Source organism: Mesorhizobium sp. M0478 (assembly GCF_040321305.1).
Classification (GTDB): domain Bacteria; phylum Pseudomonadota; class Alphaproteobacteria; order Rhizobiales; family Rhizobiaceae; genus Mesorhizobium.
Genome location: NZ_JAMYRH010000003.1, coordinates 643031 through 668519, shown reverse-complemented (window position 1 = coordinate 668519; position 25489 = coordinate 643031). Strand labels below are relative to the sequence as shown.

Annotated in this window: 17 protein-coding genes and 4 pseudogenes; 6 read left to right on the top strand and 15 right to left on the bottom strand. The window is 60.9% G+C overall.

Features of this window, described 5'->3' with window-relative positions; genetic code table 11:
- Positions 1-3: 3 nt before the first annotated feature.
- From NKI64_RS10980 to NKI64_RS10960, 5 genes are read right to left on the bottom strand one after another with little or no spacing between them, the layout of a single operon-like run.
- Positions 4-957, bottom strand: a complete 954-nt coding sequence (locus tag NKI64_RS10980; protein ID WP_352667907.1) for a hypothetical protein — start codon at positions 955-957, stop codon at positions 4-6.
- Positions 954-3659, bottom strand: a complete 2706-nt coding sequence (locus tag NKI64_RS10975) for a virulence factor SrfC family protein (RefSeq protein ID WP_352667905.1) — start codon at positions 3657-3659, stop codon at positions 954-956. Before NKI64_RS10975 ends, NKI64_RS10980 begins: the two co-directional genes overlap by 4 nt.
- 11 nt (positions 3660-3670) lie before the next feature.
- On the bottom strand, positions 3671-6796 hold the full coding sequence (locus tag NKI64_RS10970) for a virulence factor SrfB (protein ID WP_352667902.1): 3126 nt from the start codon (positions 6794-6796) through the stop codon (positions 3671-3673).
- Positions 6797-6833: 37 nt separating this feature from the next.
- The gene (locus NKI64_RS10965; protein WP_352667900.1) at positions 6834-8096 is read right to left on the bottom strand and encodes a hypothetical protein; all 1263 of its coding nucleotides are present in this window, start codon (positions 8094-8096) and stop codon (positions 6834-6836) included.
- On the bottom strand, positions 8093-9721 hold the full coding sequence (locus tag NKI64_RS10960; RefSeq protein ID WP_245261318.1) for a S1C family serine protease: 1629 nt from the start codon (positions 9719-9721) through the stop codon (positions 8093-8095). Before NKI64_RS10960 ends, NKI64_RS10965 begins: the two co-directional genes overlap by 4 nt.
- Before the next feature lie 496 nt (positions 9722-10217).
- Between NKI64_RS10960 and NKI64_RS10955 the strand changes: the two genes are divergently transcribed.
- Positions 10218-11015: a PAN domain-containing protein gene (locus NKI64_RS10955; protein ID WP_023692429.1), complete on the top strand. Its 798-nt coding sequence runs from the start codon at positions 10218-10220 to the stop codon at positions 11013-11015.
- A 157-nt stretch (positions 11016-11172) separates the two neighbouring features.
- On the opposite strand, the gene NKI64_RS10950 is transcribed toward NKI64_RS10955, so the two are convergent.
- Complete coding sequence (locus NKI64_RS10950) at positions 11173-11919, bottom strand: hypothetical protein (RefSeq protein ID WP_352667897.1); 747 nt, start codon at positions 11917-11919, stop codon at positions 11173-11175.
- A 319-nt stretch (positions 11920-12238) separates the two neighbouring features.
- Here NKI64_RS10950 and NKI64_RS32130 point away from each other — a divergent pair.
- Both NKI64_RS32130 and NKI64_RS10945 read left to right on the top strand, forming a co-directional pair.
- Positions 12239-12469 (top strand): annotated as a pseudogene (locus tag NKI64_RS32130) (hypothetical protein); the annotation flags it as partial.
- Positions 12470-12654: 185 nt separating this feature from the next.
- Positions 12655-13282: pseudogene (locus tag NKI64_RS10945) on the top strand (tyrosine-type recombinase/integrase).
- 62 nt (positions 13283-13344) lie between these two features.
- Here NKI64_RS10945 and NKI64_RS10940 read toward each other — a convergent pair.
- Positions 13345-14472 (bottom strand): annotated as a pseudogene (locus tag NKI64_RS10940) (IS30 family transposase).
- A 228-nt stretch (positions 14473-14700) separates the two neighbouring features.
- Here NKI64_RS10940 and NKI64_RS10935 point away from each other — a divergent pair.
- Positions 14701-15213: a hypothetical protein gene (locus tag NKI64_RS10935; RefSeq protein WP_023731489.1), complete on the top strand. Its 513-nt coding sequence runs from the start codon at positions 14701-14703 to the stop codon at positions 15211-15213.
- Positions 15214-15366: 153 nt separating this feature from the next.
- On the opposite strand, the gene NKI64_RS10930 is transcribed toward NKI64_RS10935, so the two are convergent.
- On the bottom strand, positions 15367-16257 hold the full coding sequence (locus NKI64_RS10930) for a LysR substrate-binding domain-containing protein (protein ID WP_352667894.1): 891 nt from the start codon (positions 16255-16257) through the stop codon (positions 15367-15369).
- A gap of 677 nt (positions 16258-16934) precedes the next feature.
- Positions 16935-17213: a DUF1127 domain-containing protein gene (locus NKI64_RS10925; RefSeq protein ID WP_023697496.1), complete on the bottom strand. Its 279-nt coding sequence runs from the start codon at positions 17211-17213 to the stop codon at positions 16935-16937.
- 152 nt (positions 17214-17365) lie between these two features.
- On the opposite strand from NKI64_RS10925, the gene NKI64_RS10920 reads away from it, so the two are divergent.
- Positions 17366-17812 carry a winged helix-turn-helix transcriptional regulator gene (locus tag NKI64_RS10920; RefSeq protein ID WP_352667892.1) on the top strand — a complete coding sequence of 149 codons (447 nt, stop codon included), beginning with the start codon at positions 17366-17368 and terminating at the stop codon, positions 17810-17812.
- A 380-nt stretch (positions 17813-18192) separates the two neighbouring features.
- Here NKI64_RS10920 and NKI64_RS10915 read toward each other — a convergent pair whose 3' ends face one another.
- The 6 genes from NKI64_RS10915 to NKI64_RS10890 all read right to left on the bottom strand — a co-directional run bounded on the left by NKI64_RS10915 (position 18193) and on the right by NKI64_RS10890 (position 24926).
- On the bottom strand, positions 18193-18420 hold the full coding sequence (locus NKI64_RS10915; RefSeq protein ID WP_502901371.1) for a DUF982 domain-containing protein: 228 nt from the start codon (positions 18418-18420) through the stop codon (positions 18193-18195).
- A gap of 172 nt (positions 18421-18592) precedes the next feature.
- Positions 18593-18781 (bottom strand): hypothetical protein, encoded by a 189-nt coding sequence (locus NKI64_RS10910; RefSeq protein WP_023692422.1) that lies wholly within the window; start codon positions 18779-18781, stop codon positions 18593-18595.
- A gap of 643 nt (positions 18782-19424) precedes the next feature.
- Positions 19425-20210: an HNH endonuclease family protein gene (locus NKI64_RS10905; RefSeq protein WP_352667889.1), complete on the bottom strand. Its 786-nt coding sequence runs from the start codon at positions 20208-20210 to the stop codon at positions 19425-19427.
- On the bottom strand, positions 20207-21775 hold the full coding sequence (locus tag NKI64_RS10900; protein ID WP_352667886.1) for an AAA family ATPase: 1569 nt from the start codon (positions 21773-21775) through the stop codon (positions 20207-20209). The genes NKI64_RS10905 and NKI64_RS10900 overlap by 4 nt, the downstream gene beginning before the upstream one ends.
- Entirely contained in the window at positions 21765-22655 is an 891-nt protein-coding gene (locus tag NKI64_RS10895; RefSeq protein ID WP_352667884.1) for a restriction endonuclease subunit S, read from the bottom strand. The genes NKI64_RS10900 and NKI64_RS10895 overlap by 11 nt, the downstream gene beginning before the upstream one ends.
- A gap of 813 nt (positions 22656-23468) precedes the next feature.
- The gene (locus NKI64_RS10890) at positions 23469-24926 is read right to left on the bottom strand and encodes a class I SAM-dependent DNA methyltransferase (protein ID WP_352667882.1); all 1458 of its coding nucleotides are present in this window, start codon (positions 24924-24926) and stop codon (positions 23469-23471) included.
- A gap of 201 nt (positions 24927-25127) precedes the next feature.
- Between NKI64_RS10890 and NKI64_RS10885 the strand changes: the two are divergent.
- A pseudogene (locus tag NKI64_RS10885) lies at positions 25128-25310 on the top strand (SDR family NAD(P)-dependent oxidoreductase); the annotation flags it as partial.
- Between the last annotated feature and the right edge of the window lie 179 nt (positions 25311-25489).

The following is a 25489-nucleotide window of genomic DNA, read 5'->3' as shown; positions in this document are numbered from 1 at the left end:
TCATTATTCCAGCGTCCCCTCGCAATAAGTGTCCTTCAGGAACCCATTGAACCCAAGGTCTTGAGGAGAACTCGCGCTCTTCGCGCAGAGGGAGCGGAGCATTTCCCTGGCCGCTGTCTCGCCTTCTACCGACAGTTCGAAATAGGCCCTCGCCGCCCTGTTCGCATCCGGTCGATCTGCTCTGCTGGGCTCGAAGGAGCTTGGATCGTACCAGCGCGCAATCTCGAGTTTCGCGTCCTTGTTGCCCCGCTCCATCGCAAGATTGATCGCCTGCAAGCCGATTTCGCCGGCGCCTTCCCGGTATGCCTCGCCGCTTAGGGCGAACAGCTCAACGCCGTTAGTGTCCGTCAGCTTCAGCCTCTCGAAACGCGCGAGCAAAGGCTCGGGGTTGTTGAACCAACCCCTGCTGTCGGCAATGTAGTATCCTCCCCCTGCCAGAAGCAGCGCCAACGGGATCAGTAGGTACAAGAACCGCCTCTTCTTTGGCGGCTGGGCCAAAGGCTGGGGTTTCGGCTCCACCACCCGTGGCAGCTCAACAACCTGTTCGAGGGCCTCTTCAAGCTCCCGTTCTATAGCCTGAGGAATGGACATCTTGAAAGGGGTCAGTTCCTGGGACCAAGCTCCCGGGCTAGGTGGGATCGGCGGCCAGAAGGCGCTCCCCTCAATGTCATGGCCTTCGACTTCGATCTTCACCTGCAGGTCGACCGGGATCTGGTCGCAGACCTCGGGTCCGACGACCAGCGTGGCCGAATTCGCGCCGCGGCTGACGACCGCTGCCTCTACGGTTGCGGGACGCGCCTGCCATCCGGCGGCGCCAAGATAGGGAGCGTCCTTGGACTTGCGCATGATCGACAGTCGCAACCCCGGAGAGCTGCCTAGTTCCTGCGGGAACGTGATCAGGGCATGCCCGAACAGGCGCGTCTCGTCCTCGCTGACTTTGACCGCAACCTTGTTCATCGAGCAGTCCCAACGGGCGCACCAAGCAGCGGCGCGGACTCATCGAGCGCGTCCAGTATGGCCCTCAGGCGCTCGTTCTCCTCGACGTTTATAATGATCCCTTCGCCCGAGAGGACGTTGTCAGTAACCACTTGGTGGAAGGCGTACATCCACTCCGAGAGCGCGAGGTAGGAGAAGTTCCGCCGCTCCACCCCAAGCCCGTCGCAGTCTGAAACGCTCGGACGGCGGGCAAAAACCCTAACTTCACCGTTCTCAGTGCCGTCAGGAGCCAGAGGCCGCTTGTTCTCGGGCATCGCGTCGAAGCCAAGCGTGCTGACGAAACGGTTGATGTGGCTCGTGGCAAGAAAGCCAGCCTTCTCGAGCAGGATGTCGGACCTTTCGACTGAACTTCCCGAGAGCTTGGCAAGGTCCCTGGCTATGCGCTCTTCGAGCCCCGATCGCCGCGCGGCAGATGTAAGCTCGGCGACCAACTCGCTTGCGGACTCTTGCCCGAGGCCAATGGCCTGCAACGCATTGTCGTTTCTCGCGAGTGCGAAAAGGCCGTCCGTCCAATGCCTGATGGCTGACCGGGCGAGATAGGCTTCGCGCGGCAGCGCTTTCTGCGAAACCGACTCCCCGGAGGAAACCACGGCCGCGGCCACCTTCTTCTTGCTGCCGGGCAATGGAGGGGCGCCGGGCCGCGGAGGCGCCGGTCGCTTCTTCGCCGCGGCGTCTGTCCGTCCTTCGGAACCTTCCTCCGGCGCGTTCTGCCGCTTGAGGCGGTTGCCGTACTCGATGTGAAGGTGTTCGGAGATTCCGTTCTGCGATATCTGCAGCATCTTCATGGCGGTCCCGAACTGGTCCCGCTCCCAAACGTCGGTGAAGTTTGCGAGAATCTGGTCCGAGACTTCCCGACGCTCGGCTATCCGCTTGTTGATGTCGCTTTCGATGAAATACGGAGCGAGCACACGGCGGATATCGTGGGCTATGTCCCCGACGCGGCCTCGTATCTGTGAATACTTGATGTCGGGACGACAGATGGCCGCGAGGTTCTCCGCCAGATAGCTTACGCCGCCATCGTTCAGCCTGAGGGCCTCGTCGAAGGCCTTGGCCGGCTCGCGGAAGTGCTGCTGAACTTCACTGACCTGAAGATACGCCTCGCGCAGCGCGGCGACCTTCGCGACCTTGTCGGGCAATATCTCGGTCTCCACGCCGCCTTTGTACTTGATCAGGGACTCTGCCTTGAAGTTCGGGTTGCGCAGCCAGTAAGAGTTGTTGAAAGGCCTGTCCGGCATCCATTCGAACGGCCACTTGTGGGCCTTGCCGAAAAAGCGCGTTAGCGAGGCGCCCAGGCGCGCGCTGAAACGATCCGCCAGGCTCTGTCCTTCCTCGCCCGCCTTTTCGCTGAAGTGCATGTCGAACATCGTCAGCACCAGGAACAGCGCAGTCTCGGTCCGGGCCCGATCGAGCGGGCTTTCCCCGTGCGAGGTTCTGATCCAGTCGTCGATCATGTCGGGAAGGGTCGCGACGTCCTGGTTCGAGGGCTTGATGCACAGCAGCATGCTCGAAAGCTCCTGCTCTGCAACGTAGCGGTCGAAGAGGTAGGCAACCTTGCCCCGGACGAAGAGTTCCTTGAGCGCGTCGGGGTTGCCCTCGATGAAGGCCTGAAGGTCCACCTTCTGCCTGCTGCGAGCGCCCGGGAAGTCCAGGAGGTCTGTGTGCTCGAAGAACGGCCATGGCTGTTCCGATATCGCAATCCGGAGTTCAGCCACCAATGCGGCGATAACGGGTCTCGGCAACGAAACCGTCGATCCTTTCATTGGCCGGATCAGCAGCTCGTCCTGGCCGGATTTTCCGAGCCCCCGCAGCGTCTCGACGTCTATGATGCTGCTTTCCCGGGGAACCAGCGCCTCGACAGGGCAGTAGGCATCCTTGGCGAACCCAAGGCTCTCAAGGGCGGTGACGAGTTCGACGAAGAGATCGGTAAATTTCTGCAGACCGCCCCATAGCACGGAAAAAAGGTCGCCGCGGTCGGCAATGGAAAGCCGGGAGCCAAGGAAGGCCGCTTCCTCCCAGTAGGCCCCTAGCGTCTCGATGTTCGGCAACCCGGCGAACTGCTTCTCGAAATACTCCTGGAGGTCCCACACGTCCTCCTCGGCCAGGCCATCCGTCGCTGCCTGCGGCATAGCCCGGCTCTTCGCCCTTTCCAGGGTGGACAGGACGGTGTCGGAAGTCAGCGGCGCGCGTTTCTTCGCGTCTCCGTCAAGGAAGAAGCTGTTGCCCAGGACCTTGGCCACGTCCGTTTCGCTCAGCATCCTCAGCACAACGGGCGCGCCGGGCGGACTTGGCTCTTCTCGAACCGAAAAGCGGGTGACAAGCCCGGTCGACTCCCGATCGCCACCGGGGTTGATCTCCCGGATGAAATCGACCTCCCGCCCGAGATCGCCGAAGCGAGCCATCAAGGGCGCGCTTCCATTGCGGGCCAGGACGGACACAAGATAAGACTTGCCAGCCTGGCTGGGGCCGAACACCCCGACGCACATGGGGCGGTCTATGGCCAGCATCGCCTTCCGGGTGGCAACGATCGACTTCTTGAGCTGCTGCTCGGCGCCCGAGCGCGTGCTGCCGACCCGCTCCGCGTTTGCTGAGGCTCCGATCCAGACAAGGCCCTCCTGCGCCGATTTCAGCGCCGTGTCGCAGGTCTTCTTCAACTCTTTACGCATGCCTTCAGCTTTCACTGGATGGAGATAATTCCGGTATCGAGCCAGTAGCCGTCGCCCGCCTCGACCGCGAGCGTGTCCAGCTTCAGCTCCATGATGCGCTTGACCGGAGAGCCGTCGGCGTCCTCCGCGTCCTGAACCACGAACTCCTCGCGGGTCGCCTCGCTCGTAAGAAGCGCGATCTCGTTCGCCTCGTCGTCTTCCGGCACCTGCACATTGCGCGCGATCGTGACGCGGACCGGCTTTCGCACGCTCCGCGCCGATCGCGTCTGCGCGGTGGTCAGCTTGTAGAGCGGAGTCGCCACCCAGCGCTCCAGTGGAAGCTGCCTGAAGCCAATGCGAAGCGGGCTGTGGTAGTCGAATTCCGCCTCGGCTTCCGCCGTTGCGGCATCGAGGTCGATGTCCGAGAAAAGCAGGGTTTCGTCCGGCAGCACGGAGCTGCCCTGAAGCCGACCGATGTACCGGGCCGTCGACTTCATCCTGAGGTACTGGGAATAGAGGGTGAAGTTGGTGATCTGCCGTTCCGCGAGCGCGCACAGCATTGCGCCCACGACCGCGGTCGTCTTTGGATCGTCGATGTGCGTGTTGCTGACGCCCCGGAAGGGATACCACGTGCCGACGCGATAGTCCTTGATCGGAATGACGCGGTCAGGCCGGACCGACATCTTGTTCATGAACAGGCTTATCATCTGTGGCAGGCGCATCGGCCGCCCGGTCAGCAGCACCACGTCAGCGTCCAGATGGTTGATCGCTTCCGCGATGTTGTCGAACACGCCGTCGAAGATCGACAGGACGCACTCTTCGACCGCCAGCGGGTCGACTGCTATGTCGCAGTCGGAGACCGTGAACTCTCCGGCTCCCAGAGCCACTATGCTGTCCTTGAGATATCCGAGGATGCGCGCGTCAACCGGAATGTCGCCTCCGGCCGTCGTTCGTCCCCCGGTCTCGAAGAAACTGCCTGCCTTCCGGATTTCCGTCTTGCGGCTCGTCGCAGGCATCGCTTCGCATTCGGACAGAACCGCGATGGCGATTGGCTGCAGAACCTGCAGAACGAACTGGCGTCGCAGGTGCTTTTCCTGCTCGGACATGTTCGGGTTGTCGCCTGCGAAGCGGTCCTTGAGATAGTTCCGCGCGTTCGGGAGGCCCGCTTGAGCCAGGCCTTCCTCGAGCCTGGGTATGACAAGCCGCTCGATAACCACCTTGAGGAGGTCGTCCCCCGCGATACGGAATCCCTCCCGAAAGTTCTGGTCGGGGAAAAGGGCGACATTGTCGGTTTGAAAATAGGTCGTAACCATGAGGTCGGTGGTGCCGCCGCCCACGTCGACGCTGGCGACGCGCAGGGACCGTTCGAGCTTCTCCTTGGCCTTGGACGCCGGGAGCGCCTTCGGCCTCTCCCTGTCCTTGCCGAGCATGTCGAACAGCGTCCTGATCGACCCGCCCAGCTTGTGCACGGCCTCGCCGTAGAGATAGACCAGATGAACTGAACTCGCCTCGTCCCAGGAGCAGTGGATTTCCGGACGCTGGCTGTTTATGCCGCTGTCGCTGTCGCCCCATCCCGACAGGGACCAGAGAAGCTTGACCGCGGCTTCTGCGCGCGACCGCAGGATGCGCTGCTCCTGGATCGGGGTCGCTGACGGGATCGTCAGGATGATCCTGCGCAGGCGTCGCGGAGAATCTTTGAGTCTTCTCTCCCGGCGGGTGCCGGGGTTGTTCATCATCGACATCGCCTGCGCAATGATTTCGACAAGCATGAACGTGAAGAAGGACGACCTCGAGAAGCAGAAGCGGCTCGCCGTCTGCAGTTCGCTCTCTTTGACTTTCAACCTGAACTGGCGCCTGTCGCTCTCGAGCTGTTCGAGGACGTCGCCGCGGTCGTTTATGAAGCGGTACATGGAGCGCTCGATCAGCGGCTCGGTTCCCGCATGGCCCGCCGAGGCCGAGCGGAACTTCCACTCCTGGAGAACCGGATCGGAACTCCACAGGTACCGCTTCGGCGAAGAAAGCCCCGTGGCCGCCTCGGTGCCTTCCGACTCCCCGCGCAGGCGGGAGGCCTCGGGGCCGATGCGGAGCAGGCTTGGCCAAAAGAATGCCCGCGGTCGGCCTGACCGCCTGGCGATGTCTTCCGCTCCGAATTCCCCGGCCACCAGTTCGCACTGGCTTTCGAACGGATCGCGATAGACGAGTTCGGGCTTGGAAAGGTCGCGCAATTCCAGCACGACGGAGTTGTTGAGGTCGACGTTCACGTCGTCCGGGAACGACTGGATCAGAAGTCCGCACGACCGCGAGTTCCCGATGTCGAGCACCAGGTCGACGTCGACTGGATGGACGTTCCTGTTGTCGCTGACCGTGTCGATGAGGGTGACGCGAACGGGCTTGATCACGCTGGCGAGAAACTGGACGAAGGTTATGTAGCGGGCGAGGTGCTCGAACTGGAAAGGAAAGTCATCGGGCCTCAGCTCCTTGCCCTTCCTCTGAAGCTTCTTGAAGGAGTGGAGGATGTCCCTCAGCCAATCGTCCAGCCATTTCTGGGCGTCCACGGGCCCTTGTCCGGGAACGTCGACCTTATGGGACAGGAACGAGATGACGTCTGGAAGCTGGCTGACGAACCGGAACGATTCTGTCCGCATCGCGTCTTCCGGACAGGGCGCGAGATAGGGACGGTTCGTCTTGCGGGGCGCAAGCGAGCTGTCGAATGCGAAGATTGCCCTGTGCGTTCCCTTCCGGTCGCCATGGGCGGTCCTGGTTTCCGTAACCCTTACCCGGACCCAGTCGGTCGGGCCCTGTGCGTAAATTTCGTTGCCCAGCGAGTCCTTTCCGGGTTCGATCTTGAAGAACGGCACCGGAACCCAGCGGTCGAGGAAGGTCTCGAGCGCCCTCGACTTCGCGATGTCGTATACCACGTCGTCGCCACTCGGGGGATACGGCGGCTGGTCAGAGTCGGGGTCGTCATCGTTCCAGTTCGGAAGCAGGCGGATCAGCGTCTTTCCATCCGACCCCGTTTCGCCCGGCGACACACGCTCGATGAACGACCTCGTAAGACGCGGCGAAGCGTCGAAGTCAAACCCGAACTCGACGAACTGGATGCCGCTGTCCGGCACCAGCGTGAAGCCGTCGCTGAAATCGGCGAGGTTGGTCAGCATCGATTCGTCCTGTCAGGCTGGTGGCGGCTTGCTGCAGTCATGGAACATTGAACTCCGTGACTTTCATCTGCGTCGCGTCGTGAGACTCTTCAGTCACGCTGCCCGGGTAGCTTTGAGTGGCGTCACCCTTCTTGAGGATGACGTTGAAATCCGTCCGCCGGGCAGGATCTCCGCGCTTGTTGAACATTCTCAGGTAGACCTCGTAGTGTCCGGGCGGTGGCTTGCTCGCCCACGTTATGTGTTCGACCGGCTTGGTGCTCTCTCCATTGAGATTCATGTCGATGTCGTGCACGCCCCCGCATTTCGGCTGTCCGTCCAGAAGCACCATTCCGCCGTCCGGGCACTTCACGAAGAGGTCCAGGTCGGTCCGGTTGTTCCAGATGAGCGTCACCTGCGTCTGGCCTTCCGCACCGCCTGCGCTTTCGACGCGATTGTCTGCTTCCTGCGCTGGGTCAGTCTGCTCGGCCCTTGGCGCCGGAGCGGGGGGCTGGCACGAGTTCAGGTGCCGCCGCAGCTGCTCCTCGATGACAGCTTCTTCCGACATGAGTTCCCGCGTGCGCAAGCTACTATGGTCGACAGTCGGCTGCGGCGCCGCAAGGGCGCAGTAAGCGCCTCCGCCCTTTCCAAATGCGGTGACTCCGAACGGAAGGACCAAGCCGCAAGCCGGGAGCAGCAGCCACGCGGTCGCCCCCGCGAGTGCTACGGGAACAAGCCAAAGAAGCCTGCGGGCGACCGACTGCCACCAGGCAGGTCCAGCAGATCGCACGGGCCGCTCCGTTGCTGTGTCCGCAACAGAAGCCGTCGGCGGGCGGTCCCGGGCGGCTTCAGCAATCTGTCCCTTGCCGCTGGTTTCCGCGTCATGTTTTTCGTAACCCCATGCCGTAAGCACGAGCACTCCGTCGCTCCCGTCGGAGCCGCCGGAAACCCATACGTTCTCGTCGTCGGGGAATGTCACCGCGTTGCGCAGCGCAGTAGCCGTCGAGCGGGCTGCCGGGTCGGTGCGAGCCTCATGCGCGGCGGCCGCACGAAGAACTGCGCGGACGGATTGGTCGAGCCGCGCCTTGTAGACGGACGCCGTTTCGGGCGGGAGGTCCGTCAGCCGGACAAGAGGCTCGTCGCGCTCGGTATACCAGTCGATCCCAGAGCCGTCCTTTCGCGGCACCGGTTCGGCCAGCTCGAGCCCTATGCCCCCGGGGAATTCCCGTCCGAGCACGGCTTGAAGCCTATGGACCGAGCGCTCCGCGGTCGACCCGAGGGAACGCATCAGGCTGAGGGTCGTGGTCGCGACGAACTGGCTCATTTGACAGGGCCTTCCGTTGGCCCTGCGGCCGCGGCTATTCCCGTGGCCGGATTACACGGCTGATCGGCGCCGGCCACCGTCACGCCGTTGGCTGACAGGAACCGGATGGCGTCGCTCGCGCCGAGGGAGAAGTTCAGCTTCTGAACGTTCCCCCCGTCGAGGACTATGAAGGTGTTGACTCCGACGGCCCGGCCGCAGGCGTCCGAAAGGGGACCTCCGCTGTTGCCGGGGGAAATGTTCGCGGAATGGGTAATGACCTTTGCCGCCCCGCCCTGAGGCATGGCCATGACGTTGCCCTGCGTGACGACCATCTCAAGATTGGCAAGCCCCGTGGTGTCGCCATTGAGGATCGCTCGATAAGTGCTGTCCATCGACATCACGAATGACGGAAAGCCCCCCGCGATGACGCTGTCCAGCCTGGCGATTTCCGTAGAAAGGTGCAGGGGCCTCACAGTGCTGGGGGCATCATCCACCCGAAGGAGGGCAAAGTCCGGATTTCCAGTCTCGCTGCTTGCGGATCTTGCAACGACACGGGCGGGAACCGCACGCCCGAGTGCCTTGCTGGCGACGAATACCGTCCCCCCGGCGCCCTCGACAACGTGGTTGTTGGTGAGGATTTCCCTCTGGCTCACAAAGAACCCGCTTCCAGTGCTGAGGGAGTCCGCCGAGGGTGCGAGCACGAGGACCGTCGCCGAGTCCAGGGCGGCGAGAAGCGAATGCGGTGAGCCGGGGGCAGGCGCCTGCCCGCGGGCGGCTCCTGACGCGCCGTTTTCTGTTCCACCGCCGGACTCATGGAGCGGCGGACCGAGAACAGATGAATCTGCCTCGCATGCAGCCTTTGCGAGCTCCCTTTTCATTTTGCCGATTCGCTCTTCAAGGCTCCGGTTGACCTCCTCGTTGTTCACGAGTGGAGCTGTCGGTGGCGGCGGGAGCGCTTCCGGATAAACGAGGTTGCCCGGCGAGGCCGCGTAGATCAGGCAGGCGGCGAACACCAACGAAAGGGCAGCTATGGGCCAAAGCCAAGACTGTTTGTGTCGAGCTGGCGCCGTTGATTGAGCCTCTTGCGTGGATGCTGCGGTGGCCTCGGGTGCAATCACGCGCCGCGGGGGAGACAGTCCGGCAGTGGCGAAACCTCCCAGGGCAGCCCACGCCTGACCAGGCACCCGGGGGGACATCCCGCTTGGAAGGTAGGGGCCAATTGTCTGCTCGCTGTGCCGCACGAATGCGGCGCGGGAGGAGCGGGCTTCCTCCGGCAGCACTCCCCAATTCGTGAGGACGGCGTTCTCGCCGACGGCGACGATAGAGGCTTCGTCCGCGACATTGAGCATCGCCCCAACGGTCCCGCCGATTTCCCGGTCCGCCAGGGCTGGTCGAAGCGCCTCGATCCGCGCGGCCAAGTTCGACTCGATCCGCGACCGTTTTCCCCGATCGAGTTCGCCCAGTTGCTTCGGCTCCTCGTCGAAGCTGCTGAACCACGCCACGACCAGGCGGCCGCCCTCCTGCTCCTTGGCGTTCGGTTCCGCGAACAGCCGCGAGGTGTTGTCCCCGCACAGTTCATCTATGCGGGCGAATGCCGTTTCGCAGTCGCGCCACAGCGGTTTCCCTGCGACAGCCAACACGTCCACGGCACGCGCGGACGTTGAACGAACGAAGTGGACATTGCCCCCCCGAGCCATTAGGCACCTTCCCCTTGCCGCAATAAATCGTTGACCATGCGGCGTCCCCGGCCTCATATTTCGACGTAAAAAACGCAGTGTCAACGAGCCCTCAAGTAGATTCGACTCAGATGCTTAACCTGTAGCGGGCTCGCAGCCTATTTCACGTCTTGGCGACCGTTTCTATCTTGAACCCAATTTCGCGGTGCTCATCCCCCATTTATAGCTGGAAATGCAAATTCTGGAGAATTACGGTGGCGCCGGGCTGGTATTGCCGAGCCCTAAAGGGGCATTGCCTACGGCAAAGAAAAATGAGGCAACAGGAAAGATCGCGACCTGTCATGAGAATCCTGGCTGGCCGTCTAGTTCGACCCTTCACGTCGCCAGTCATGACATCAAGCCGGCGAACTTCGCTGACTTGGCGATCAAGTCCACTTGAAACAGAATAACAGCGGCCGGGGGAAACATGTTTGCGCATCTTTTTCGCTGCGGATTCCAAGAGTTCGTGCTCGGAGTCGCCGGGTCGTCTCTGGCAACTCTCGTCCTTCTAGTCGGCATTCAACCGATCGGCGCGCAAACCACGGCAGTGTTCTTCGACTATCCCGGGACCTCACTGAACGGGTTCGTCAGCGCGCAGGTCATCGCACCCTTGGAGGCGTGTCGTTCCCTTTGCACCTCGCGTTCGGGCTGCGTTGGGTTTGACCACTCGACCGAGGGCGGCGTTTGTCGGCTTTTGGCGAGCGTAGGCTCCGCCAGCCAAAATCGGCTTTCGACGGCAGCCACGCGGAACCTGGTCGCCGGCTATCGTCCTCCCTCAAATCCACCCGAGGCGCCTTCCGCCGTCCAGCCGAAACCCGCAGTTGTGCGCTCGGAGCCGCCAGACATCAGTGGCCGCAAGGTGAGTTATCGATCGATTCCTGGCGACCCGAGGCCGATAGGCTGGGTCTATATCAATGTCTGCAGCGGAGCCCCGGTCGATGCGGCCTCAATTCGCAGTTCGATCAACGGATATGTTTTTGAATCGTTGCGCGTCATTCCGGGCAGAATTGAACAGTTTGACAGGAACACCACACCGCAATGTGCGCTGGTGCCCAAGGCCGTTGGCTATGCCTCGCCGAGCGCCGAGGAATGGAGAATTGGAGCGGTGCTGGAGGAGATGCGTCCGATCCTTCGTGCTGCAGGAGTGGGAACGCGCGCGGACGGTCTATTGCCCATGCAAGGTTCTGACCGCTACCGCATCGATATATGGCTTAGTCACGAGTGAATGCCTCGGCTTCACTGCGGGACCGGCAGCGCGGCGAAATCCGAACCGATGCCGTTGGGATAACCGAAAAAATCGTGATCGGGATGTCCCAAGACCCTTCGACGCTAATATGCGAAGGTAAGCCCCACCGAATGGACACTTCAACGGCTCGATCCTATCAGCAGCCATCGAGTGCCTTTATGCCTTCGATGTAGTCCTTGCCGCCCTCATTCACTGTCCTCACTTCGGCGCGGCCAGTGCATGTCGTCGCACCCTTCCTGAACGCATAGCTGACGAAGAACAAGTCTTCTGCCTTCGCTTGTATGCCGAGAAGCTTAAGCGGCGCCTGCATCCCTCCGTAGAAGCCACTCAGGGCGGCTGCGGAGAGAGGACCCTTGGTGCTCTTTTCTGGAACTACAAACCGCGCCGCCTCCTTGCCGTCCCCAGTGCCGAGGGCCAGATAAAACGCCCGCACGACAGTCGCGGCAGTGCCATATTGTTCAGTGATGTCCTCTTCAGGCGCGATGCTCCCGACAACGGCCATGAGCGGGGCTCGGTGATTTGCGTTATTTGCAGCCCATCGATCAACGACGCCGACAGTCACGCGGCGTCCGATCAACGATGCCATGGCGCTTTCCATACCGCCCACCGGCACGACGTGAACCTCGCGGAAACTGGATCCGGGATCAGCAAAGTCCGCGCCCTCAAGGCAGATGTCGGCATCCAGTTCCAGCAGGTAAGTCGGCTCGGGCTGATCTCCTGCCTGCACGTCTTTGTAGTTCGGCGGCCCGGGAAGTATCCGACGATCGAGTTGGCCGCTCAGCTGCGATGGCTGCCCTTTTGAGATGTCGTAGCAGGCGGCCTGCGCTCCGCTGACCGCAACGACACCGTAGAAAACCAATGCGGTTGCCCCAAGATATTTCATAGTTCGCTCCCCACAAAGCCAATGCCATATGGCATTCATTCATGGCGTCGTTCAACCGATACATGACCGAGTGTTTTTAACCCTCGTTCTTTGCAAGATCGTCGCCAAATGCTCCATGCGCATCATAACCTCGCCGCGTGACGGCTGGGTCGGCGAACGTCAGGCAAGAGTCGGGCAGCATGTGCGCGCAGGCACTCTGTTGGTCGCCGTCGTTCCTCGGAGCGTAGGTCGTGGCCAATTTTCAAGGAGACACAGATTGCCGCGTTGTGCATTGGCGGCAGGATTGCAGTATCAGTCGAGCCGTCCCCGGGAGGGACGCATTGAGAGCTTGTCGCCAGCCAGCGGGGCACAGTTTGCACTCCTACCGGCAGACAACTCGGCCGGCAATTTCACCCACATCGTTCAACGCATACCAGTTAAGATTACCTTAGATCAGGGGAAAGCAGGCCTCGATTGCTTGCGACTCGGTATGTCAGCTTTCGTCGCAATGTCACCTGCTAGGCATCCCGGACGACAGAGTGGAACCGCAACGCGCAAATTGATGATCTGAAGTGATGGCCGACGACGGGAGGAGCTCGCCCGCTCCCATGACCAGACACGAACGTTGTCAATGGGACGGCAGCGAAACGTCCGCCTATTCACGACTTCAGCCCAAAAGCTGCCAGTCAGCTGCCGGCCCCGCAACAGTCTAGCGGCGTTTCTCTGGTGGCCAATCATGGCTGCAGGAGAAGCGAAATGGGACACTCGTGCTACGACCTCACCGACTCCGACCGCCGGGCATGGAATGCCGGGAAGAAGGTCGGGACGAAACGACCTCTGAAACCTCGACAGATACGGGCGATACGCTTCTTTCTCGATCGAGAGCTGCGTCTGCGAGACAGAGCGCTCTTCGATTTGGCGATCGACAGCAAGTTGCGCGGCTGCGATCTCGTCAAGATCAAAATCGGCAACCTCGTGGTAGGACCGGAAGTCCGAACTCGCGCGATGGTCATCCAACAGAAAACTGGCCGACCTGTTCAGTTCGAGTTGATGAGCGACGTACGCTCCAGCCTTCTCGCATGGCTGGAGCGACGCGGCGGAACAGTCGATGATTACGCGTTTCCGAGCAGGATCAATCCAAGGGCTCACATGAGTACAAGGCAGTATGCACGCCTCGTCGTGGGTCGAGGCGATCGGGCTTAGACCAGAGGAATACGGAACCCATTCCCTGCGTCGCACCAAGGCCTCGATTATCTACAAAGCGACGGGAAATCTGCGAGCCATCCAGATTTTGCTCGGTCATACTAAGATCGAGAACACGGTCCGCTATCTGGGAGTCGATGTTGAGGATGCTCTCGAACTTTCCGAGGCAACTGAGGTTTGATCAGGTGCGGCTCCACTTCACGAGTGGAGCCGTGACCAATTTGCGCCGGTGGGTTCAACCGGTCATCGTAACACCTTCTGTAGCCTATCGGCCGGCGTTTCGAAGTCCAGGGTTTTCGGGGTCGCTGATTGAGCTGCAGGGCGACGGCGTTGAGTTGGGCCTGCGAGACATGGGAGAGGTTGGTTTCTCTCGGGAAGTACTGCCTGAGCAGACCGTTGGTATTTTCATTGCTGCCGCGCTGACAGGGACTTCGCGGATCGCAGAAGTAGACCTGTAGATCGGTTGCAACGGTGAAGCTCATGTGCCGAGCCATCTCCTTGCCCTGGTCCCACGTTAGCGAGCGTCGTAACTCTTCGGGCAATGTGCCGATCGTCTGGGCAAGGGCCGCCACGACGGTGGCCGAGTCCCTCCTCGCCACCTTTACAAGCATCGTGAACCGGCTGTGTCGCTGGACAAGGGTGGCGATGTGCGTGTCGTTCGCGCCGGTGAGCAGATCACCCTCCCAATGGCCTGGGATGGCGCGATCCTCAGCCTCGGCGGGGCGCTCGCGGATGGAGATCATATCGAGTATTTGTCCTTGCCCCGTCCGGCTCTGTGCGCCTTTTGCGAGCCGCATCTGTCGTTTGGTACACAGGTGCGCTGATAGTTCCTTCTTGAGCGCCCCTCGCGACTGGATGAATCGACTGCGATAGATCGCTTCATGAGATATCCGCATGCTTGGATCGCCTGGGTACTCTCGCCTCAGCCAGCCCGCTATCTGCTCCGGGGACCATTGCAGCGCTAGCTTTTGCGCCACCTGCCATCGTAGCCGCCCAGAGCTTGCCAGGCGACACTGCTTCGGGCGCAGCGCTCGCACCCAAGCATGCTTGTCGGCCCGGGTTGCACGATACGCTTGTGCACCGCCATTGCGCGAGATAACGCGACATATTGTCGATGGGGATCGCCCGAGACTTCGTGCAATAGCGCGGATCGCAAGACCCGCCGCGATCCCGCGAGAGATCTCTTCGCGTTCCGCCAGCCCGAGCGCCAAGGCCCCTCTACGCCTAGCTGACGGAGCAATGCCGCTGCGTAAGCATACGATCCGCTGAACGCCGGTCTTGTTCCGGCGGTCAAGTGCTCTGACCTCGGTTCCATCGCTCCCAAAGCTCGACCTTCTGCGCTGACGTAAACCAGATCCGTGACGTCACCATGCAACACCTCTTCATCCTCTCAGATAAAGCGGGTTGCGACGACCGGTTGAACCCGCCGCCTCATTCCGGTCGTTCGCCCACCTTCCGAAAACGGGTCGCCGGCGGTGAACTCAACTCTAACTTGTCGTCAGTAAGTTGTGTTCCGTGCCTCCTGGCCTAAGCGATTGCGTTCTTGCAATATCTCAGCTCAGCTCCGGCGTTAATTTAGATCAATCTAATGGACCCCTAATGAGTGCGCGCTTATCGACGGCCATTAGGATCGGGGAAGCCGCAAAGGCGATCTTCCGAAAAACTCAGAGCTTTCCAAGCCGAGAATTCGGAAAGCATGCAGACCTGAGCGAACGCGAACACGTCGGTGTTGAACCGATGCTTTTGGCGCTTTCTATGGAGCTGGCACTCAAAGCGTGGTTCGTCTTCGACCATGAAAATCCAAGAGTCGTCAAATCGCACAACCTGATAAGGCTGTTTGATCGCCTAAAGCCCGAAAGCCAAGAGAAACTCGACGCGGAGTTCAAAAGGTCAGTGGTCCCGTATCATCCCAATGGTTTCTACATCGAGTACAGCATTCGTCACATCCTGTATCAACACCAAGATGCCTTCACCGACTGGCGCTACCTTCACGAGGCAAAGAAATCGATGATGTTCGATCAGAGTGCTTTTGAGGCAACGCTCGAAATGGTGCTCCGTGAGTTCGAGAAGAGATATCGGATTGAGCGGGTGAAGCCGCTTTGGCCATCCTGAATGTAGTCAGGATCGCAGGCCCCGATGCGGCCTTGATGTTCCTTTCGAGCGGTAGCTTCGGGACAGGAGCTTTCGTTGCCGGAGGGAAGGGCTAACGACCGCAACGAGGCGGCAGCGGCTGGGCGGTTTGGGGCGCGCCTGACCGTCCGGCCTTCAGGACCACGTGGCCTCGTCCGAAACCCACTTATGGAACGCGGCGATACGAGGGTCAGTCCAGCAATCTTTTCTGCAACACAAATGATAGGCCTCCGTGTCGTCAGAGATCTGCATATCTTTGAACGGCAGCACCAGTTCTCCCTTGGCAATCTCGTCGTGAAGCACAGAGAGGTCTCCGATCGCGACGCCCTGGCCCATGGCCGCGGCACGATAGGCCATATCGGCACTGGGAAAAACCTCACCCGAGTTCACGTCAAGAAGGTTCGGCGCAAATCGCCCAGCCCAAACTTTCCAATCGTGCCGATCAGGCGTCTCATGCAGCAGGTTATGGTGAACCAGGTCGGCAGGAAACGTTATTGGCACGCCCCTCTCCAGTAGCTTTGGAGAGCAAACTGGGGTGCCGAACGATTGCAACACCAACACCGCCTCGATATCTTTCGGCCGATTTGGATAACCGCAGTCAAAGGCGAGATCGAACTCACCTCCGAAGAAAATTTCCCAGTCAAAAGGAGCGGTCGTTACCCGAATACCGATTGCAGGCCATTGCTGCTTGAAACGGTCAAGCCGCGGTAGCAGCCACCGAATGGAGAAGGTGGGCGGGCAGATAACCTTCAGATGCCGAGGCTGGCGTTGCACGTCTTGAGCTCCCGCGGCAATGCTTTCGAACGCGGCCGCCAGGATCGGTTGAAAATTGCGCCCCGCATCGGTCAAAACCAACCGGCGCGGCAATCGTCGAAACAATTCCACTTGCAATGCTGTTTCCAACAGCTTGACGTGCCTGCTGATCGCTCCTTCGGTCACGCATAGCTCCTCAGCCGCGCGCGCAAAGCTTTCGTAGCGCGCGGCTGCTTCAAAGGCCCGAAGCGCATTGAGTGAAGGGAGACGCATCGACTGTCACTACCTCAGGAATTCTGAGCCTATCCCAGAGAAAGACTGGTTTGTAGCCGGTACGCTGTCTGCCTACGCTGTCATCTGCAAGCGCGAGGTTGGCACGGAGGCCTGACGGTGAGCAACAATCTTCTTGCATCGACGTTTCAGGACTTGTCCCATGAGGTTCGAGCAATCAGAATAGCTCGCTATGTCTCAAGATGGCGGCAACGGCATTTCTACCGCCGTGACCTAGCGCGACTATCGGGGGTAGCGCCGCACATGATCGACGATATTGGATTGACGGAGGACGAAGTGGAGTCTGAACTTGCAAAGCCATTCTGGCGATGATCGGATCCTGACTAGGCCGACCACTTGAAAGCTGGAACCCTTTGTCGAGTGCGCTAAGCTCCCCTTCAGGTCAAGTCACGACGCGCCCACGCCAACCCTGAATGTCCGGCCTTGAAGATTCGCAGACCGAAGCTGCCGGTCAGCTACCGGCTCAAAAAATCTACCGGTCAGCAATGCGCCTTAACTCGACCAGAGAGTTCAATTTTGCAGCGGCCCGAATGGAGACATCGCCGGCGACCACGCCGGACGCCGCGGTTGCGCCTCAAAATCGTTGTTAAAGAATGGCCCCTAATTCGGCTGACCAATTGCCGCCCTCAAGCGGGCTCAGCCCGCGGGGCTTTCCCTTCTCACCAATTTCCCGTCTGGTTCTGCGCTGCACTCTTAAGCGCGAGAGAGGCGGATGTATCGAAACTGTCGGCGCAGGCCGCCTCGACGTCTGCTTTGGTTAAGCCAACGTCGCGCAGAAGGAAGTTGGACAGGTGACCAAGCCCACGCTTTATGTTCCGGCGGGTCCGCCACTCACAGACAAGGGCCAGCAGCCGTTCGAGCGGAGGATCAAAAAAAGTGCGCGGCACGCGCAGTGCGGTCTCGCCTAGTGTCGTTTGCGTAATGTTACGCCAGGTCATGGTAGCCTCCGTTGGGGGATGCACGAATGACGACCACCATCATGGCAGAGGACGGGAAGGGGCCAGCGCACCTTCGGAAGCACTCCGCTTCAGATTGTGAACTGGCCTTAGAGCTCCGCAAGGCCTAACCTGCGGCAAAGGAGCGGTCAGCCATGACGCGACGGCCTTACGGACTGGTCTGCCCGATCTCGCACGCCTGCGAGTTCCTGGAGCCCCGCTGGACGATCCAAATCCTGATCGAACTCTGGAACGGCTCGACCCGCTTCAATGACATTCGCAAGGGGGTGGGCAACGTCTCGTCCGCCCTCTTGTCGAGGCGGCTCAAGGACATGGAAGCGTTGGGCCTGGTCGAGCGCGTCGAGGACGGGGCGACGGGCGCCATCTGCTATTTCCGTACCCAGAAGTCGATAAACCTCAGGGAAGCGCCATGGAAAGCACGTGCAGTAACGGTTGATTCAACCATTGCTGGTATAAGTGTGGGGTGGGTGGCGGCTCCGACAGTTCGGGGTGGAACTCAATGCCGAAGCCGCCTGCGCAGCCAAGGTTGGGGTTTGACCGCGCCGTCCTATTCTGGGACAGCGCGGTCAACGATTCGTTAAAACGCTCCGGAACTAATTAAGCACGCGCTAATTGACTCGCGGTCTCGGGAGTCAGTGCATGCGTGAAGTTCATTCCTCCGATGATGGAGCCGATTTTGGCGGGACAAGCCTCCCGAGGGCATTGGACAGCGTCACGTACCGGCCGCCGTCTTCGTCTTCCCTCTTCCTAGAGATCCGCCATTCGTTGGGCGAGTGGGTTGTTCGCATCATAGGGAGGAACGGTGAAACGTATTCCCGAGCATTCGAATATGAAGCAGATGCCGTCGCTTTCGCTGGCGATCAGTCTTCTCGTCTAGGATTGGAAGCTCCCCCGAAGCAAGCAACTTGACGAAATCAGCGAGCGACGCGCCTAGGAGACGGCGGTTCATCATCACGATGGTTTATGGCACTTGTCCGACATGCCGAGCGCCGGACTCCGTCTTGGCCGGCTGCAGCAAGCGCTGGTCGATAGCGGCGGCCTTGAACGCCGCAAATGCTACGGCCGGACTGCAGCTTCCATCCTTGGCCTCCGCAATTAATCGGCACGCATTCCTATAGGCCGCCGCTTCTTTATCTGGCCACTGCCCCAGGAGCGCTTCCTCGGCCTCACAGATAGAGGAAACCGTCATTGATTTCCGGTCTTCCATGCAGAACCAGTGCGATGCCATGCGCGGCTTTGCAAATCCGAAGCCTCCATCCTTGCCGCAGCCGGCATGTTCACATGCATGATTGTCGACGCGTCGTCGTCGCGGAGTGGCCCTGTCATGTATGGCCTCTGCCAAAGACAATGCACGATCAAGGTCATGCGGGATAGTTCGCCAGGCACCATATGGCGGTTAATTCAGCGATGGCCGCCTTTTGGCTGAGAGGTGAGAGGCCGCGCATCTGCTTTCCCATCTTGCTGACAGCGCGATGTATGGCCGGCAGCTCGCGCCTTATCGTGGCGTAGATTTCGGGCTGTTCGGATTCAGTCGCAATCGTCGGTTTCATGGGTTGTCTCCAATTTGCCAGCGTGAACAAAAATAGGAACACGGTAGTCAATCCCTCTTGACTGGACAGGAATATCTTCCTCATTTTTGTTCACTATGGCGCACGATCCGATCGACACTCTGGGAAGGCGACCCGGCACAACATGCTTGTGAAAGCCGAGTGCAGCTGCGGCAACGTCCGCTACTGCCGGTCCGCGGACCTGATGATGGTCTAATGGCGGCGGCGTGGATCCCTTGAAGCTCAATTTCGACTGCAACAGGTGTAAGCCGCAGATCAAAATCACGCTTCTCGAGGTCCATCCCGAGCATCTCCCCAAGAGTCACGCATCGAGTTCCCCGCTCCTCCCAGGAAGAGATTCCCGGTTCATGTCGTTTATTGCTAGGCGCAGAGGCCTGCACCAACGCTTTGAAGGTCAGCAATGCGCCTACGTTCCAGCGTTCGCTGCTGGGAGCGAGGAGCCCAACAGCAGACATTCGCTTGAATAATTGATCTCGCCCGGACTCTTGTCCGCACGGTCTTAAAAGCGAGTGGCGTCATTAAGATTTTTAAAGGCAAGGTGCGCGCGACTGCGCTAGACGGCGTCGAAGCGGCGAGGAGATTGTTCGGTGTCGGTGATAGCTGCAGCGCGAGTCGCCACAAACCGTCAGTCCAAGGACCGCGCTACTTCCTTCGCAAGACGCACGATCATTTCCGCATTGAGTTCCTTAGCGCAGGCCCAGGCCGTAGCCGTGAACTCGGACTCCTCATCGTAGAGGTCGTCCAGATCTCTGCAGAGGTCCTTCAGCCGGTCGCCCGCGTCGGTGTTGTTCTGATGACGCTGGGCTTCGACGATGCCGCGCAGATCCTTCAACCGGCGTTCGCAACTGCGCCATGTGGCGCGGCGGCCTTCGCAGAGTTTCTCCGTATCAAGGTTGAGGAGTTTGACCGACAGCTTGACCCTCAGCGCCGCCACCTGGTCTCGGGGATCGGCGCAAGTCGGCTCGCCAGCCCCGTTGAAGGTCAGGAGGTCCGGATCGCCCCACTGCGTGGGATCCAGCAGTAGGGGAACCTCCAGAGCGGTCGAGGCGCTGGCGCTGGTGGCTCGGGTGGTTTCGTCGTTCAGCGGAAAATCGTTGGACTTGGCGATATTGGGCACGCCGCCGCACAAGCGCATGTTTCTCCAGTCGAAGGCGAGCCAAGGATAGAGGCTCTTGGGACGGTAATGGTCAACGTGCCAGAAGGACACCCGGTCCTTAGCTTCCGAGTACCAACATTTTCCCGAAGACAGGGCTTCCAGGGCGGGCTTCAGGTCGCTCCAGATCTCGCTTCTGCTGGCGATGTAGGCTTTGGCCGCTTCCTCGGACTTCTGAGCCGCGGTGCTGGCGGCGGTCTCGGCCCTGGCCCGCCAGGCGGCCTCGATCGCGCCCACTGGATAGTTGATGTATTTCACCGAAGACCCTCAACGATCTCCTGCATGAAGCGGTTCTGCGCTTCGACCTCTTCAGGCGTGTAAGGACCGCGCTCTTCTCGGTCAGCCCGATGCAAGGAGCGCAGGAAGTCTTCGAAAGCGGGGTTGCTGCTCTGGTAGGCCAGCCCGAGGGAGTCCAGCTTGTTGTTCAGCGCGAACAGGTCGGCGTCTTCGAGCTCCGTGCGTTTCGGCAGGACGAGCAGTGCATTGCGGTCGTCGACCAGCTTTTGCGTTTCAGCATCCAGCGTCGTCGCCATGCCGAAGATCTGGCGGAGCACGCCGGACACACCGAGCCCTTTCGGATCGACAGCGGGCTGCGCCGCCTTCACCTCGGTGTCTCGGCCCCTAAAGAGCACCTGCACCTGGGACTTCTCTAGGCCGGCGATCGTCAGAGGGTCGTGGCTCGTCATTATGACGTGGCAGTTCTCGTTGCGGCCCGCGACTTCTTTGATGAAACTCAGATAGTTCCACTTCCACGCCGGGTTCAGATGGGTGTCCGGCTCGTCGAGCAGGAACAGCGACTCGTCATGGGCGGCGAAACGCATCATCCCCAAGACACTGAGCAACTGCTTCTCGCCGTCGCTGATTTCGTGAAACGGGATAGCCTCCGAAGCGCCTTCCCGCGTGACCCAGATCCGGATCGTTCGCACGAGGTCTGACAGGTCGAGGGTTTCCAGATAAGCGAAGAAGGTCTGTTCGTCTCGAAACGGCGCGGCGAGTGACCTGAGCGCCTGCTCGTCCCTGAGATAGATGTAGATCTGCTCCTCGGACGCACCTGTTCGGCGATAGTCCTCCGAGACGCTTTCCTTGTGCCGGATGGGCGTGAGCGAATGGGTCCAGAGACCATCCAGCAGCTTGCGAACAATGCCGCGAGCGTACCAGAACCGGCTGTCCGACTTGGCCAGCGCCTCGCCGACCGGCTTGCGCTTGCCCCACTCGGTCCGGCGGAGCGTGAGCAGAGCGGAATCGAACTGACCGACGCCCAAATGTCGCTTGAGGAATGCCTGCGCCTCGTTGTCAGCGAAGGCAAAATAAGTTAGGAGGGCCAAGGCGCCATAGCGTTCCCGGACGTAAAAGAGCCGCCGTAGCGAAGACGTTCTCGGGTCCAGCTTCTCATCGGCACCGACTTCGATGGCCGCGTCGTAGAACCGGCGCTGCGGCGGGTCGAAGATGGCGCGCAGCCGGTCTGACTCGCCTGAGTAGTAGCCAAAAACGTGGTTCGGCAGGAAATCGCTGTCTCGTGCGCGGATCACGCCCATGAGTGTCGGCTTGCCATCGCTCGTCGCGGTAGTCGTCGCCGCATCCGAATGCCGATGGTCGATCCGGACCTTGCGGCCCTTGCATTGGTACGTGATGTCGTATGCGAAATCCGTTTCCCGGCGCGGATCATCGAGGTCCCGGAAGATCGTCGCTAAGGCTTCCAGCACGTTAGACTTGCCGGTTCCGTTCTGCCCGATGATGACGGTTTCCAGACGGGACGCGTCGAAGTCAAGATGGACGTCGCGAAGGTTCTTGAAGTTTCGAACTGCAAGATGGTCAATGCGCAAGCAGGCTCTCCTTGTCACTCGACTCGGTCAGGCGGCCCGCCGCCAGTTCGTCCCGGATGCGCCGGTAAAAGACGTCGATGGGAAGACCGCTCAACTTCCATAGGGTGTCGGCGCGCATCGAGCCGCCGGCCTCGCGCACCGCCGCGGTGATCTGATCTGGTGTCATGAAACGATCCTGGTTTGGCGGGGTTGTAGGAGAGGCGGACCTCGGCGACCTGTTGGGTTTACGTCGCTTGCGCTCCACTTCGAGCGTGCGTCGTTCTGCGGCGATGTCGTCGAGAAGCGACCGGGCCGAGGCGCCGGAAACTGAACTCGCGGCGCCAAGGGCACCCGACATGGCTTGAGTGATCGTACGCACGACGAGGTCGTCCGCCACGCCTATGGCGCGCGAGGCCTCGGACGCCAGCATATCGGCGCGATAGAGCAACCGCTTGATGCGACCTGTAATGGCCTGCTGCTCTTCGAGCGGCGGTAAAGCGATATGAAGGGCGCGTAGCTCGGGGAAATAGATCGTTGTATGGGTCGAACCTCTGCCGAAGCGACGGATGCCCTTTCCCTCGGCCATCAGCGCATACAGCAGATACTCCGGCATCAGCGCCGGGGAGCAGGTCCAGGTCACGAAGTCCTGGCTGGTCGCCATGGGGCGGCCGAGCAGGGTGACGTAGCCGACGGACGCTGTGCGCGACAAACAAACCGTCCGGGCCGGGAGCATGCGTGCGGATGAGCCCTCCAGACCGGCGGCGGTAATGGTCTGGGCGGTTCTGTCGATGACGGCACCGTGATGTTTTCGGGCGTCGCGAATGCCGAGCCAAGGGACGTCCCCATCCCAGTATTCCGGATGTCGACGGCTTGGCGTGTGCCCGGTTTCCTGGCGAGCCAATCGCAGGAGCGGCGTCCACCGCCAACTTTGGGGTAGAGGCTGGATCGTTGACTGCGATCGCCGCCTGACCTGCCATCCGCGTGTCCGTCGGCTTGCGCCCACCCGGTGCTTGGGTCGGTGCTGGGATCCGCTCGAGAAGGGCGTCGACGCTCTCGACCTCGGTGGCTGTCTCTCGCCATCGCGCCGTCAGCTGGCCGGTCACGCCGGCCTTCAGGCCGCTCACCTTGAGCGCCCTCGCCGCCCTAAGCGCGAGTTGCGCCTCCGACTTGGCTTTCTCTGACCGGGCCATAACCGTCCGGATTCTTTCAACCAGCGCCGCCTGAATATCTTCGGGCGGGAGGGGTAGGGGCGCGGTGCGTAGGACAGCGAGATTGATCCGGATCCGTCCCACGCCCTTGCCGTGCTCCGAGAAATATCGCGCGAGCGTCGGGCTGTTGAGCCAGAACATGATGAGGCCGGCGTCGACGCGGGGGTGAAGCCTTGAGCGGAAACAATCAGCCTTCACGATCGCGGAGCCGAGATCCTCAGGCACGAGGCAGGACCGACCGAGTGGATCGCCCAAGGCGGCCGTCAGTATGTCCCCAGCTTGGGCTTCGTGCCGACGCAGTTCGGGAAATCGGCGAGCATCCACGTAGGCTTTGTCCGTGTCGTTAAACGTAGCGACGTTGATGTTGTTGAGCCGGATCACCCGGCAGCCTTGAGAGGTGTAGTCGCTAGACTTCAGCGCGCTTCCGAACGGGCCGTCGACAATCGCGCCGGGCGCCGGATGGAGGAGGTCTTCAAGAGTGCACGTCACCCAGTCGGCCGGAAGCGTCATTCCGGGTCATCCCAAGCCGCGTTATCATCGCCCAGTTCGTCGATGAGGGATCGGATCTCGCCCAAAGCGGAGACCAGATGGCGTTCGACGACGGCAGCGACTGCATCAGGAGAGGCTGATTCAAGCGCCTCGTCCTCGCTCTCCTCCTCATTCAGCCAGACAATGTAGAGGTCGTCGCCTCTTTCCGCGATCGCCTGGCGGCTGAACCGGCGGAATCGGCCATTTGGACCATCCTCTTCGCGCGGTGACCGACCGAGGGGGTCGTCGCCGAATGCCAGGCCAAACGCGTCCAGACCAGAGGCGAAATCACTTCCACTGCCGCCATTCCCGGCGTCCGCGGCTCGAAGATCGTAGATCCAGACCGTCTCTGTCGCGCTCCCGTCCGGTGGGGCAGCCGGCCGGCTGAAGAAGAGCACATTGGTTCTGACCCCCTGGGCGTAGAAGATCCCGGTGGGCAGGCGCAGGATCGTGTGCAGATTGAAATCCCGCATCAGCGCCTGACGCAGTGCCTTCCCCTTGCCCCCCTCAAAGAGGACGTTGTCCGGAACAATGACCGCCGCTCGCCCGCCTGGCGCGAGCGCCCACATACAATGCTCGACGAACGGCAGCTGGAAGCTTGCGGATTTCGCGGTGATCGAGAGATCTTCGCGAGACGACGCGCCGCCCGACGGCCCGAACGGGGGATTGGAGAGGATGACGTCGGTGTTTTTAAACTCGGGAGAGGCGCCCAGTTGCGACAGGGTGTCGCCCATCAGGACGTGTTCGGACTCGATCCCGTGCAGATAGAGGTTCATGCAAAGCAGACGATAGGTGTCCAGCACATTTTCTACGCCGCGGAGGGCGCGGGTGCGCTGGAAGGCCAAGGCCTCTTCTGACCCTTGCCAATCCGCCCGCAAGGCGCGATCCGCCGCGATGAGAAATCCGCCGGTGCCGGCTGCGGGATCCTGCACGATCTCGCCAGGACGAGGTTTGAGCAGGGAAACGATGCAGTCGACCAGAACGCGGGGCGTAAAATACTGACCCGCGCCACGCTTGGTCTCTTCAGCGTTCTTCTGGAGCAGTCCTTCATAGGCGTCGCCAAACGCGTCTCGTTCGTCCGAGAACCAGTCGGAGCCGTCGATAGCATCGACCAGGCGCCGCAGGGTCGCCGGGTCCCGCACAACGGTGACGGCCCCGGCGAAGACTGCCTGCATAGTCCGGCTGTGTCGCGACATGCCCAGTATCGCCAGCGTCTGGCGGTAGCGATCAAGGATCGCATCGTCTCCGCTGCCGAGGAGGTCGCTCCAGCGGTGCCCCTCCGGTATCGCTAGGTTTTCATCCTGCCGCTCGGAAGCGAGCTTAAGGAAGATCAGATAGGTGAGCTCGGTCACATATTGGGGATAGGTTACCCCGTCTTTGCGCAGCAGACTGCAGAGGCGCCAGAGGCGGGTCACGAGGTCAGAATAGGGCGTCACGCAGTTTGTCCTTGGCCCGGTACGGGCGGCTATCCCTCTTCGTAGAAGGTCACTCGGCTTATTGAAAGCCGCCTTCTGGCGAAGCCCTGCCTGAGTCCGAGTGACCTGCCACTGAACTTTCATCCAGCGGCGACTAGAGCCTTGGCCGTTTCTTTTACGTCGTAGGGCGCAGGTTGAGCAACAGGCAGAGACGCGGAGCCGTCGATCCAGGGTCGCATGCCGCTGCCCGAGCCTACCACCGGGTATGCGTCTGCCAAGGCGGCGCTGAACACCTACAGCAAAAGCCTCTCGAACGAGGTCTCCCCGAAGGGAGTGCGCGTCGTGCGAGTTTCACCTGGCTGGATTGCCGATCGCGGCTCCAATGGCTTGGCACTGCGCATAGCAGGGAGGCTGGCATTGGGCCATGCTCCGTTCGGGTAATGGACATCGCGCGGTCCGAAGTTATTGACGGCGGCACGGTTCCGACCGCCTAAACATCTGGAATGAGAGTCGTGATAAGCATGAGACCCGACCGTACAAGGGTGGGCGCTTTGCAGTGTGCCCATCCTTGCCGGCAGCTATTC